Annotated in this window: 10 protein-coding genes; 5 read left to right on the forward strand and 5 right to left on the reverse strand. The window is 76.0% G+C overall.

The genetic code is table 11. The features are described from left to right. The first annotated feature begins 50 nt into the window (after nucleotides 1-50). Together ACGF0D_RS40230 and ACGF0D_RS40235 are read left to right on the forward strand one after the other, a co-directional pair. A complete protein-coding gene (locus ACGF0D_RS40230) occupies nucleotides 51-1,898 on the forward strand; it encodes a non-ribosomal peptide synthetase (RefSeq protein WP_392925133.1) in 1,848 nt (615 codons plus the stop codon). Beyond that, nucleotides 1,895-4,732 carry a condensation domain-containing protein gene (locus ACGF0D_RS40235; protein WP_392925135.1) on the forward strand — a complete coding sequence of 946 codons (2,838 nt, stop codon included), beginning with the start codon at nucleotides 1,895-1,897 and terminating at the stop codon, nucleotides 4,730-4,732. Before ACGF0D_RS40230 ends, ACGF0D_RS40235 begins: the two co-directional genes overlap by 4 nt. A 130-nt stretch (nucleotides 4,733-4,862) precedes the next feature. Here the strand turns inward: ACGF0D_RS40235 and ACGF0D_RS40240 are convergent, their stop codons facing one another. The 4 genes from ACGF0D_RS40240 to ACGF0D_RS40255 form a co-directional block, all read right to left on the reverse strand. Next, complete coding sequence (locus ACGF0D_RS40240; RefSeq protein ID WP_392925137.1) at nucleotides 4,863-5,390, reverse strand: hypothetical protein; 528 nt, start codon at nucleotides 5,388-5,390, stop codon at nucleotides 4,863-4,865. Nucleotides 5,391-5,427: 37 nt separating this feature from the next. Next, nucleotides 5,428-6,678: a VWA-like domain-containing protein gene (locus ACGF0D_RS40245; RefSeq protein ID WP_392925139.1), complete on the reverse strand. Its 1,251-nt coding sequence runs from the start codon at nucleotides 6,676-6,678 to the stop codon at nucleotides 5,428-5,430. Between the two features lie 89 nt (nucleotides 6,679-6,767). Further along, complete coding sequence (locus ACGF0D_RS40250) at nucleotides 6,768-7,991, reverse strand: AAA family ATPase (protein WP_392925141.1); 1,224 nt, start codon at nucleotides 7,989-7,991, stop codon at nucleotides 6,768-6,770. 128 nt (nucleotides 7,992-8,119) lie between these two features. Beyond that, nucleotides 8,120-9,493, reverse strand: coding sequence for a hypothetical protein (locus ACGF0D_RS40255; RefSeq protein ID WP_392925143.1), 1,374 nt, complete (start codon nucleotides 9,491-9,493; stop codon nucleotides 8,120-8,122). Between the two features lie 268 nt (nucleotides 9,494-9,761). Here ACGF0D_RS40255 and ACGF0D_RS40260 point away from each other — a divergent pair, with 268 nt between their 5' ends. After that, a complete protein-coding gene (locus ACGF0D_RS40260) occupies nucleotides 9,762-10,457 on the forward strand; it encodes a polysaccharide deacetylase family protein (RefSeq protein WP_392925145.1) in 696 nt (231 codons plus the stop codon). A 25-nt stretch (nucleotides 10,458-10,482) separates the two neighbouring features. Here ACGF0D_RS40260 and ACGF0D_RS40265 read toward each other — a convergent pair whose 3' ends face one another. Further along, nucleotides 10,483-10,977, reverse strand: a complete 495-nt coding sequence (locus tag ACGF0D_RS40265) for a DUF1772 domain-containing protein (protein ID WP_392925147.1) — start codon at nucleotides 10,975-10,977, stop codon at nucleotides 10,483-10,485. A gap of 237 nt (nucleotides 10,978-11,214) precedes the next feature. On the opposite strand from ACGF0D_RS40265, the gene ACGF0D_RS40270 reads away from it, so the two are divergent. After that, complete coding sequence (locus ACGF0D_RS40270) at nucleotides 11,215-11,793, forward strand: TetR/AcrR family transcriptional regulator (protein ID WP_392925149.1); 579 nt, start codon at nucleotides 11,215-11,217, stop codon at nucleotides 11,791-11,793. A 96-nt stretch (nucleotides 11,794-11,889) separates the two neighbouring features. Next, the coding region (locus ACGF0D_RS40275; RefSeq protein WP_392925151.1) for an SGNH/GDSL hydrolase family protein at nucleotides 11,890-12,878 on the forward strand (989 nt) is incomplete at its 3' end.

Below are 12,878 nucleotides of genomic sequence, written 5' to 3' on the forward strand. Positions count from 1 at the left end.
CGCGGCGCCCCGGCCCACCCGGCCGGGGCGCCCGGAAGGGAACCACCACCATGACCACCGCGACCTCGCCCGCCGCTACCTCGCCCGCCTCGGCCCCCGCGAACCCGTCCGGCCTGAGCGCCGCGACCCTGCCCGCGCTGCCCGTGCCCGCACTGATCGCCCGGCAGGCCGGACTCCGGCCCGACGCGCTCGCCGTGACCGACGGCTCCACCGTCCTGACCTACCGCGAACTCGTCGACGCCGCAGGCCGGTTGGCCGCCGTCCTGGCCGCCCGGGGGATCGGCCCCGGCAGCGCCGTCGGCCTGCTGTGCGCCCACTCGACCCGGCTCGTCGTCGCCCAGCTCGCCGTCTGGCGGGCCGGCGCGCTCGTCGTCCCGATCGACCCCTCCTACCCGCGCCCCCGGATCGCCGAGATGACCGCCGACGCGGACGTCCGGCTCGTCCTCGGAGACAAGGCCCTGCTCGCCGAGGCCGGGCTCCCCGAGGAGCGCACCCTCGTGCTGACCGAGCGCGGCACCGAGGCCACCGACGGCACGGCACCCGACGCCGCCGACCCGGCCGCGTCCGCCCTGCTCTACTACACCTCCGGCTCCACCGGCCGCCCCAAGGGCGTCCTCGTCCCGCACGGCGCCGTCACCGACCTGGTCACCGCCGAGGACACCGTCGCCCTCGGCCCGCGCGACCGGATGCTCCTCCACTCCACCGTCTCCTTCGACGCCGCCACCTTCGAACTGTGGACCCCGCTCGCCCGCGGCGCCGCCGTGGCCGTCTCCCCGACCGAGCGGCCCAGCGCCGAGGACCTCGTCCGCGACGTCGAGCGCTTCGGCGTCACCGCCGTCTTCCTCACCACCGCGCTCTTCCACCACCTGGCCGCCCGGCGGTCCCGGGTCTTCGGCGTGCTGCGCACCGTCGTCGTCGGCGGCGAGGCGATCTCCGCCGAGCACGCGGGCGCCGTACTGCGGGCCTTCCCCTGGCTCGAACTGGTCAACGGGTACGGGCCGACCGAGGCCACCACCTTCACCACCCTGCACTGGATCACCCGCGCCGACTGCGCCGGCTCCGTCCCGATCGGCCGGACCTTCGGCGGCGCCCGCGCCCACGTCCTGGACGAGCAGCTCGTGCCGGTGGCGCCGGGCGCCGTCGGCGAGCTGTGGATCGCCGGCGACCGGCTGGCCCTCGGCTACCTCGACCGGCCGGAGCTGACCGCCGAGCGCTTCCGCGAACTGCCGGGCGTCGGACGCGCCTACCGCAGCGGCGACCGGGTCCGCCGACTGCCGGACGGCTCCCTGGAGTACCACGGGCGCACCGACGACCAGGTCAAGGTGCGCGGCTTCCGGATCGAACCCGGCGAGGTCGAGCACGCGCTGCTCCAGCTGCCCGAGGTCGCCGAGGCGGCCGTCGTGGTCCGCCGGCCCGGGCAGGCCGACGCCGCGCTCACCGCCTGCCTGGTGCTCGCCGAGGGCGCCCGCCCGGCCGTCGAGACGCTGCGCGCCCGCCTTGCCGAGCAGCTGCCCGCCCACCTGGTGCCCACCGCCTGGACCGTACTCGCCGCGCTGCCGCTGACCGGCAGCGGAAAGGTGGACCGGCGGGCGCTGGCCGCCGACGGTCCGGCCGAGGCGCAGCCGTCCGCCGAGGCCGAACTCGGCCCGATCCAGCAGGTCGTCGCCGAGGCGTGGAGCCGGGCCCTGGAACGCCCGATCACCGACCCGGCCGCCGACTTCCTCGCCGAGGGCGGGCACTCGCTGCTCGCCATGTGGGTGGTGGACGACCTGCGCGAGGACCTCGGGGTCGAGCTGTCGCTCGCCGACTTCCTCGCCCATCCGACCGTCGCCGCCCAGGCCGAGCTGCTGGAACGCGCCCTGCTCGCCGCCGACGACACCCCGGGAGCCGACCGATGAGCACCGTCGATCAGACCGACCTGCTGCGCCGCGCCCGCGGCCGCCGCGCCGCCGCCACACCCGCCGCCGCGCCCGCCCGCCCCGTCGCGGACGGTGACCAGGCCCCCCTCTCGCACGCCCAGCAGCGGATGTGGCTGATGGACCACCTCGGCCAGGGCGGCGCCCTCTACAACGTGCCGGTCGCCACCCGGCTGCGCGGCCCGCTCGACCGGGCGGCCCTCGCCACCGCGCTCACCGGCCTGACCGAGCGGCACGCCGTCCTGCGCACCCGCTACCCGCGCCGGGGCGACCAGCCGTACCAGCAGGTCGACCCGGTCACCCCGGTGCCGCTGCCGGTGCTGGACGCCACCGGACCGGAGCAGCTCGCCGCCGAGGCCGCCCGGCCGTTCGACCTCGCCACCGGGCCCGTGCTGCGCGCCGCGCTCCTGCGGCACGGGCCCGAGGACCACACGCTCGTGCTGACGATCCATCACATCGCCATCGACGGTGGCGCGTTGCGGTTCGTCGCGGAGGACCTCGCCGAGCTGTACCGCGCCGCGCGCGACGGCGTGCCGGACCGGCTTGCGGCCCCGGCCCCGTCGTACGCCGACTACGCCCGCCAGGAGCGCGCCCGGGACGCCGAGTTGACGGCCGCCGCCGACACCCTCGCGGCCGGGCTCGCCGGGGCGCGCCCCCTGTCGCTGCTGCGGCCCGTCCCGCCCGGCGCCCGCGAGCGCCGCGCCGTGCTGCACACCGCCCCGCTGGAGCCGGCGGTGCTGGAGGAGCTGCGCGTCCTCGGCGCACGGCACGGCGCCACGCTGTTCACCGTCGTGCTGGCCGCCGCGTTCGCCGCACTGCACATCGCCTCCGGGCAGGACGACCTCGTCCTCGGCTGCGCCAGCGGCCACCGCGCGCGGCCCGAGTTCCGCCGGACCGTCGGACTCGCGGTCAACACCCTCGCCGTGCGGGCGGATCCGTCCGGGGACCCGACCTTCGCCGAACTGCTCGGCCTGGTCCGCACCGCCCTGCTCGACGCGCAGCAGCACCACGAGGTGCCCCTCGACCTGGTGGTCGAGCGGCTCGGCGCGGCCGCGCGCGGCGCGGACGGCACCCCGCTGCTCTCGGTCAGCTGCGACCTCGTCCAGAACGTCGACCCGCTGGTGCTGCCCGGCCTCGACACCGAGAACGTTGAACTCGACCTGGGGCTGGCCAAGTTCGGCCTCACCCTGCTGGTGGAGGACGGCCCGGAGCCGCGCTGCCTGCTGCAGCACGACGGGGACGCGCTGGACCAGGACACCGCCGCCCGGCTGCTCGACGCCTTCGCGGCGCTGCTCACCGCCGTGGTCGGCGACCCGCGGCGGCGGCTGTCCGACCTGCCCGGAGAGCGGTTGACGATCGCCGAACACCCGGTCGTGGAAGCCCTGTCGGCCCACCCCGCGGTGGTCGAGGCGGCCGTGGTCGACAACCCCGGCGGCCCGCCGCTCGCCTACGCGGTGGTGCGCGGTCCGGTCGTCCCGAGCGGGACCGACCTGCGGGCCGGCCTGCGCGGGCGCCTCCCGGCCGGCGAACTGCCGCTCGCCGTCACCCTGGTGGACCGGTTGCCCCGCCACCCCGACGGCACCCCCGACCGCGACCGGCTGCCCGGCGCCGCGCCGCTGTCCGACCGCCCGGCTCCGCCGTCCGACCAGGCTCCGCCGCAGGAAGGCCCGCTGGACGTCGTACGGCAGGAGTTCGGTGAACTCCTCGGCACCACCGCGCCCGCCGACGGCGACTTCTTCGCCCTCGGCGGCCACTCCCTGGTCGCCGTCCAGCTCGCCGAACGCCTGCGCACCCGCACCGGGCTGCCGCTCACCGGCCTCGACATCCTGGAACAGCGCACCCCGCGCGCCCTCGCCGCCCTGCTCGCCACCCGCGCCGACGAGCGCAGCGCCGCCCTCGCCCGGGCCGGCGCCCGCCCGCGGACCACCGGCGCCCGCACCGGCACCGTCCTGCTCACCGGCGCCACCGGCGGGGTCGGCGCGGCCGTGCTCCAGGAACTGATGGCCCAGGGCCGGCCGGTCCGGGTGCTGGTCCGGCCCGAGTCCGCGCACCTGCCCGCACTGAACGGCGCCGAGGTGGCGGAGGGCGACCTCGGGGACCTCGACAGCCTGCGCCGGGCCGTCGAGGGCGTGGACGCCGTCATCCACTCCGCCTGCACCTTCACCGACCACGCCACCGACCTCGCCGCGATGCGCGCCCTGGTGGACGGCTGGCGGGGCGGCCCGTTCGTCTTCGTCAGCAGTATCGACGCGTACGGCCGCCCGGCGGGCACCGAAGTCGCCGAGGGCGGCCCGAGCGGCGCTCCCGTCACCCCGTACGGGCAGGCCAAGCTGGACTGCGAGCGGATCCTCTTCGAGGCCGCCGCCACCGGCCGCGGCCAGGCCACCGCCGTCCGCGCGCCGATCGTCTGGGGCCCGCACCACCGCCTGCGCGACCAGCTCCGCTGGGGCGCCACCGGCCCGCTCTACCAGGCCGCCCTGGCCGGCCTGCCGATCGCGGTGCCGCCCGCCGACGCGTGGTACGGCGCCTCCTGGGTGCACTCCGCCGCCCTGGCCCGCGCCCTCACCGCCTGCCTCACCCCGGACCACCCCGCCGCCGGCCGGGTCGTCAACGCGGTGAGCGGACACGTCTCCTGGGCCGACTTCACCACCGAACTGGTCCGCCTGCTCGGCTCCGACAGCCCCGTCGCCGCCACCCCCGACGCCGAGGAGGAACTCCACCGCCCCTGGCACTACCGAGCGGACACCCTGGCCGGCCCCCTCGCCCCCGAACCCGGCGAGGACTGGCGCGACGTTGTGGCGGCCATGGTCCGCTGAGCGCCCGCCGCGGGCGGAGGGGCCGGCGGCCGGTCCCTCCGCCGGCGGGTGGCTCCTCCGGCCGCGGTTGGTCACTCCGGCCGCGGCCGGTCCTTCCGCCCGCGGTTGGTCACTCCAGCGGCAACGCCCGCTACCGGCGGCGCCGCAGGCGGGAGGCCGCGATGTTGCGGGTGCGCCGGGTGCGGCCGCGCTCGGCGAGGAGGTCCAGCACGCGCCTTGCCGAGGACTCCTCGGCGAGGCGCGCCTGGAGCCAGGTGTCCGCCTCGGACAGCTGCTCCTCCTCCCACGGCTCGTCCAGGGTGATCGCCCGCAGCAGCGCCCAGTCCCGCAGGCGCCGGCCGGCGAAGGGGTCGGCCGTCGTGGCGTCGGCCAACTCCCGGTGCCAGGCCGGGAAGCCCGGTTCCGTCAGCAGCTCCGCCGCCCGCCGGTCCAGGTACTCGCAGACCGCGCAGCTCGCCATCGAGAGCTCCGGGTCGGTCAGCACCCGGGCCGCGAGGCCGGCCGCGTCCTCGGGCGCCACCTCCGCGAAGGCCCTGCGGTACCGCGCGAACCGTACGTGCTCGTCCGGCTCGAAGCCTTCCGCGCCGGCCACCGCCGTCCGCGTCACCGAGCTGTCCCCTTCCGTCGCCGCCCTGGCCAGGGGGCCCGTGTCCGTCACCTGCCCGATCCTCGCACGGCCGCGACCGGACGCCCGCTCAGCCGATGGTCACCACCCGCGCCCACTGCGGTGGGGCGCTCGGCCGGTACTCGGCCCGGTTCTCGTTGTACCGGATCGGCCTCGGGAAGAGCCCGACCACCGCGCGGCAGGCCGGGGCGGCGGAGGGCCACGGGGTCTGGCCGTCGGTCAGGACCACCACCACGTCCGGGCGGGGATGACCGCGCAGGGCGGCGTCGAAGCCGGTACGCAGGTCGGTGCCGCCCCCGCCGATCAGCGGGATGCCCTCGGCCCGGCAGAGTTGGTGGACGGCCTGGGCGGCCGCGTCGCAGGGGACGACGGTGACCTGGTCGCGGCGGCCGCCGACGGCCCGGCCGATCGCCGCGACCTCCAGCAGCGCGCTGCCCAGTTCGTCGTCCGAGACCGAGCCGGAGGTGTCGATGATCACCGAGACCCGGGGCGGGCGCCGCCGCAGGCTCGGCAGCAGCACGCCCGGCACCCCGGCCGAGCGGCGGGCGGGGCGGCCGTAGCTGTAGTCCTCGCCCGCTCCCGCGCCGGACACCGCCGAGCGCACCGCCGCGCCCAGCAGCTGCCGCCACGGCTGCGGCGGGTGGAACGCCTCCTCGGCCCAGCGCTTCCAGCCCGCCGGGGCGGTGCCGGGGCGGCCCCGGATGCCCTCGGCGACCCGGAAGCGCACCGCGTCGCGCTCCTGGGCGGTGAGCCCGTGACCGCCGTCGGGGCCGAGGTCCCACGGGCGGTCCAGGCCGTCGGCGCCGCTGCCGCACTCCAGCCAGGCCGCCTCCAGGTGGCCCGGGTGGGAGCGGTACCGGCGTACGTACTCCTCCATGAGCAGCCCCTCCGGCAGCTGGAGCATCTCCGCCCTGATGACGCCGGCCGGGCCGGTCAGACCCTCGCCGTACACGTCGTCGTTGATCTCGCAGTCGGCGGCGATGTTCATCCGCAGCCGGGCGGCCGGGCCCTCCAGATTGAGTTCCCGGGCGAGCCGGTCGCCGCGCCCGTGGTGGTCGCGCAGCAGGTGCGAGACCTCGTGCACCCAGACGCCGGCCAGCTGGTCCACCGGGGTGCGGGCGACGAAGGCCGGCGAGGCGTAGCAGCGCCAGTACCGGTCCACGGCCATGGTCGGCACCTGCCGGGACTCCACCAGGTGGAGGGCGAACAGGGCCGTCGCCAGGTAGGGGCGGACCCGGGCGGCGTACAGCCGGGCGGCGTACAGCTTCTCCAGGTCCAGCGGCGGGGATGGCGCGTTCGCGGTGCCGCCGGGGCTTGTCATCGCAGCGCTCATCGCCCCGCCGCCCGCCGTGCGGCTCGTCGGTCCGCCGCTCGCCGTGCGGCTCATCGCCCCGCCGCCTGCCGTGCCGCTCATCGCCCCGCCGCCCGCGCCTGCCCGATGCCGACGAGGTCGGCCCGGCGGGAGACCGCGAGCGCCGGGGTGAGCCGCTCGATCGCCGCCGGCACGTCCCAGTCCTCCCGGCGCAGCGAGGCCAGCGTGGTCGCCGGGACGACCAGCAGGTCCGGCGCGCCCGTCTCCAGGGCCCGGACCAGCAGCGCCCAGGCCGCGTCCCAGCGCGCCCGGTCCGGCCGGTTGCGGACCGCCGCGACCACCCCGTCCAGCACCGCCTGGCGCAGGTCCCCGCGTTCGGGCAGCACCGCGCCGGCCGGGTCGGCGAGCAGGTCCTCCGGATCCGGCAGGTCCATCCGGTCCGTGTACGCCATCAGCTCCAGCCCCGGGCCGTCCCCGACGGCGCCGCGCACCAGCAGCGACAGCACCTCCCGGGAGGACCCGGCCGCGGTCGCGAAGGCGATCAGCCGCAGCGTCATGTCCCAGCTGCGCGGGGAAGGCCAGGCGCCGCCGCGCCGGGTCTCGGTGGTGGGCAGCCGGTGCACCAGCTCGGGGCGGGCCGCCAGCAGCCCGCACACCGCGCGCCGGGCCAGTGCGACGGCGGCCGGCAGCGCCTGCGGGTCGAGCCGGGGCAGGGTGGCCACCGGCCAGACGCCGCCGAGGCCGCGCACCACCACCTCGTGGTCGTGCGCCCACTGGAGGTGGACGAAGCGGTTGGCCAGCGGCGGACTCAGCTCCCAGCCGTCGGCCGCCGAGGAGCGCGGGTTGGCGGCGGCCACGATCCGTACGCCGGGCGGGAGTTTGAGCGTGCCGATGCGCCGCTCCAGGACCAGCCGGAGCAGTGCGGCCTGGACGGCGGGCGGCGCGGTGGACAGCTCGTCCAGGAACAGCAGCCCGTGCCCGGCCCGCACCAGCCTGACCGCCCAGTCCGGCGGGGCCATCGGGACGCCCTGCTGCGCCGGGTCGTCGCCGACGATGGGCAGGCCGGAGAAGTCGGAGGGCTCGTGGACGCTGGCGATCACCGTGGTCAGCGGCAGTTCCAGGGCCTCGGCGAGCTGGTTGAGCGCGGCGGTCTTGCCGATGCCGGGCTCGCCCCAGAGCAGCACGGGCAGGTCGGCGGCTACGGCCAGGGTGAGCGCCTCCAGCTGGGTGTCGGCGCGCGGTTCGGTGGTGGTGTCGGCCAGCAGGTCGAGCAGCTGCCGGGCGACGTCGAGGCGGGCGGCTTCGGGAGTGCGGACGGGCATGGGTGATCACCTCAAGGTGTCTGATGCGGAAGGGTGTTCGGATCCCGGCGGTCAGCGTCGGCTTCGGCTTCGGCGTCAGCGTCGGTACCGGTGTTCGGTGTTGGTGTTCGGTGTCGGCGTCGTCGGCTTCAGCGGACCGAGGCCAGACGCGGGCGGGCCCGGAACGAGGCGTGGCGAGGGCGTGGGCGGAAGGCCGGGCTGCCCGGGCGCGTGCTGTGGCGCACGCGTGGCAACGGGTAGTTGAGGACAGCGGCCCCGGTCAGACCCGCCCGGTAGAGGCCGTAGGCGATTCGCCGCTCGGCCGCCGCCGCCAGCTCGTCACGCAGCGGTCCGTCGCGCAGCACCGCCTCCGGTCCGAGCAGGGCCTCGACCACGGCCAGCGCCCCGGCGGTGTCGCCGTGGTCCAACCGCTCACGCACACCGGTCAGTTGGGCAGGCCGGCGGTGCGTGAGGTCGATCGCCCGCAGACAGGGCAGCGGGGTGCCGGACAGGGCGGCCAGCAGCTCCTCGCGGCGCAGCTCGGCCGGCTCGTGGTCGAGCGGGACGAGCGCCCCGTCGACCAGCCCGATCCGGTGCCGCGCCCCTCGGCAGTCCACCAGCCGGTGGGGCTCGGGCCCTGTCGCCGCCCGCGCCAGGGGTGCCTGCCCGGGCGCCAGCGCGGCCGCCACCAGGGGGTGCAGCCGCTCGGCCTCGATCGCCCCGCTGCGGAGCAGGTCGAGGTCGGGCGGCACCCAGGTCGCGGAATCGGGCAGCAGCGGCAGCCCCGAGACGTTGCCGAGGGCCTCCGCCGTCGACCCGTCCGGTCCGAGCAGCAGCCGCCGACGACGTCCGAGCCGCACCACCACGGGCCCGGGCGGCAGCCCGTCCGCGCGCAGCAGCAACTCGGCCTCGGCCGCCCAGCGGTCGGCGGCCCAGCGTCGGGACGGATCGACAAGTTCCGTAGCGGGCCCGTTGGTTGGTGGATCCCCGGTTCCGGCCCGGGCGGCCAGCTCCGCGCTGCGCCCGGCGTCCCAGAGGTGCCGGTGCAGGTCGTAGCGGAACCGTCGGCCGGGACGCGGACGCGGGTGCGGCGACCGGCCGTCGTCACCGAGCCCGTCCCAGAGCGCCAGGCTGACCCGCTGCCCGTACTCCGCCCAGGCGGGCGGCGTGCGAACCACGAGGAAGACCGGCGGCTCGCCGGGGTAGCGGGCCAGCGGCACGGTGAGCCCGGGCCGCAGCAGCCCGTCGGGAGCGGACCTCGGCAGGTGCCAGCGCAGCAAATCCGGTGCCAGGCAGCGGAGATCGGCCCGTATTCGGTCGGCGAGCTCCCGCCCGTGGACGCGGGCGACGTCCCGCAGGCGGAAGTCGACCTCGACGTTGGCGGCGGCGCAGGCCCCGGCCCAGTCGCCGACCAGGCGGCGGGCGGTGGCGGTTTCGATCATGGAGGGCGGCACGGCGTACTCGCGTACGCGCCGCCAGAAGGAGAGGCGGGAGTCGTTCCCGTGCGCGGGGTGAGTGGGCATCAGCACTCACTCTTCGCGGACGGGACCCCCATTCTGTGTGCAGCGTGAGTGGTCATCGCGGGGGAGCATAGCCTCCCCGTACCGTTGTTCGCCACACCGTTCCGATTCGCCGGATGGTTCCGCGACCCCGGTCCGGCGGGGCGTGCCCCCGGCCCCCGCCGTACGACTGGCCGATTCCGTTCGCCGGCGACCGACGAGGGCTCGCGGCGGACGGCCCGCCGGGAGCAGACTGGCCGAGGCACGGGAGTTCCGACCCCAGGGGGCAGGCATGTCCGTACGACCCGGCAGGCGCAAGGCAGTCGGCAGGTTCCGGACCGCGATCGGCGCCCTCGTCGTCGCCCTGGCGGCGGGAGCCGCGGTGGCCCTGCCCGTCGCGGACGCGGAGGCGGCCGGCGCCAAGGGCGGCAAGGTGGTCTACCTGACCTTCGACGACGGCCCCAGCCCGGCGTACACGCCCAAGGTCCTGGCGACGCTCGCCCGGTACGGGGTGCGCGCGACCTTCTTCGAGATCGGGCAGAACGTCGCCGCCCACCCCTCGGTGACCGCGCAGGTCGCCAGGCAGGGCCACAGCGTGCAGAACCACTCCTGGTCGCACCCGGACCTGCGCAAGCTCTCCGCCGCCGCGCTCAACGCCCAGGTGGCCAACACCGACAAGGCCATCCGGGCACAGACCGGCCGCACCCCGAGCTGCCTGCGCCCGCCGTACGGCGCGGTCAACAGCACGGTGCGCTCGAAGGCCTCGGCGCTCGGCAAGCAGGTCGTGCTCTGGTCGGTGGACCCGGCGGACTGGTCCCGCCCCGGCACGGCCGCGATCAGGTCGCGGGTGCTGAGCAACGTCCGCCCCGGCTCGGTGATCCTGCTGCACGACGGCGGCGGCGACCGCAGCCAGACGGTGGCCGCCCTGCCGGAGATCATCTCCACGCTCAAGGCGCGCGGGTACGGCTTCGCCACCCTCTGCGGCTGAGCCCGGCGGGCGGCAGTGAGCCCGGTCAGCTCCGGCCGTTGAGCACGAGCGCCCAGGCGAGGCAGGCCAGGGCGCCGGTCGACAACAGCGCGCGCAGCACGTTGAAGCGCATCCAGCGCGCCTCGAAGCGGCTGCGCACCGCGGCCGGGTCGGCGATCCGCTGGACCGGCCCGGCGGCCTCGAGCTCGTCGTTCAGCGGGATGTTGACCGAGCGGGTGACGCCGATCACCGCGACGTACAGCACCAGCGCGGCGACGGTCGCGGGCAGTGCGTCGTGCCCGTCCGAGGGCAGGTGCAGGGCCACCGCGGCCGCGGTGGCGAGCAGGGCGCCGACGAAGGCGAGGGCGAACCAGCCGTTCAGGATCGCCTTGTTGACGCGCTGCATGACCTCGATGAACGTCCGGTCGTCGACCCGCGCGAGCGCGGGCATGACCGAGCACGAGTAGCCGTAGAACAGTCCTGCGGTCAGTCCGCAGGTGACGGTGGCCGCCACCAGGACGAGCGTGCGCGCCGTTTCCATCGTCGTGAGCCCCTCTTCTCGCTGTCGCTGTCGGTGTCGCCGTGCCGCGGGCGCCGTCTCTCGGCCCGTATCCCAGGCGCCGATCATCCGGCATCAGGGCGGCGCCGAGCCACCTCAATCGCTCCTGGTGGGTCGATCGGGCCCTTCGCACCTTCGCCATTTCCCCGTTTGCCTAAAGTGTTTAGGTAATCCGATACTGTCCGTAGAACGATGACGTGACGGTACGGGAGGACGCACATGGCCAGGGCAGGACTGACCGTCGACCGCCTGGTCGTCGCGGGCGCCGAACTCGCCGACCGGGTCGGCTTCGACCAGGTGACCGTCGCCGCAGTCGCCCGCGGCGTCGGCGTCCGGACCGCCAGCCTCTACTCCCACGTCAAGAGCTCCCAGGACCTCAGGACCCGGATCGCCCTGTACGCCCTGGAGGAACTCGCCGACCTCGTCGCCGAGGCCCTCGCCGGCCGGGCGGGCCGCGACGCCCTCGCCGCCTTCGCGGACGCCTACCGTGACTACGCGGCGCGCCATCCCGGCCGCTACGACGCCACCCGCCTACGTCTGGACCCCGAGACGGCCGCCGGCAGCGCGGGTGTCCGGCACGCCCAGATGGCGAGGGCGGTCCTGCGCGGCTACGACCTGGGCGAGCCGGAGCAGACCCACGCGGTACGGACGCTCGGCAGCGTCTTCCACGGCTACATCAGCCTGGAGGCGGCCGGCGGGTTCAGTCACACCCCCGTCGACCCTCGGCAGTCCTGGGAGTGGATCATCGACTCCCTCGACGCCCTGCTGCGCGCGGGCGGAGCCCGTGCGGCCGGCTGATCCGTTCCTCGTGCGGCCCGGGGTGCGCCCGCACCGGCCGTATGTCCCAAGGAACTTGCGCGACCTGTATGCCTGGACGAACCGGAGAGTGGCACCATGACGACGATCACCACCCCCGTCACCGAGGGCCTCCTCCACGGCCACCTCGATGTCGAACACACCCGCCGCGGTCTGTTGCCGCACCGCCTGCCCGCCGGTGCCCGTCGGCGGATTCCGGACGAGCAGCTCGCGATGGCCGAGTCGCAGCCCTCCGGTGTCCGGTTGGCCTTCCGAACCCGTGCCACCGCCGTCACCCTGCACGCCGTCCCCACCAAGCGGGCCTATCCGGGTGTCCCGGACGTCCCGGACGGCGTCTACGACCTGCTGGTGGACGGCCGACTGGCCGCGCAGGCCGGTGTCCCCGGAGGGAACGTGCGCACCGTCGACCTCGCCACCGGCCGCGTCGAACTGACCGAAGGGCCGCCGGGCAGCGCCCGGTTCACCGGCCTGCCGGGGCGGGAGAAGACCGTCGAGATCTGGCTTCCGCACACGGAGACCACCGAGCTGATCGCCCTGGAAACCGATGCCCCGATCGAGCCGCTCCCGGCCGGCACCCGCAAGCGCTGGGTGCACCACGGCAGTTCGATCAGCCATGGCTCCAACGCCGAGCATCCGACGGGTACGTGGCCTGCCCTGGTGGCCAACGGCGCGGGTCTGGATCTCGTCAACCTGGGCTTCGGCGGCGGCGCGCTGCTCGACCCGTTCACCGCGCGTGCCATCCGTGACACCCCGGCGGATCTGATCAGCCTCAAACTCGGCATCAACGTGGTGAACGCCGACGTGATGCGGCTGCGTGCCTTCACCCCGGCCGTCCACGGCTTCCTGGACACCATCCGGGACGGCCACCCGACCACACCGCTGCTGGTCGTCTCCCCGCTGCTGTGTCCGCTTCATGAGACGGTGCCGGGCCCGCTCGCCCCCGACTTCAGCGGCGGCACCCTGCGCTTCCGCGCCACGGGCGACCCCGCCGATGTCGCGGCGGGTCGGCTGACCCTCACCGTCATCCGTGCCGAACTGGCTCGTATCGTCGCCGACCGCAGAGCCGA

Origin of the sequence: Kitasatospora sp. NPDC048298, assembly GCF_043201465.1 — a bacterium.
Classification (GTDB): domain Bacteria; phylum Actinomycetota; class Actinomycetes; order Streptomycetales; family Streptomycetaceae; genus Kitasatospora.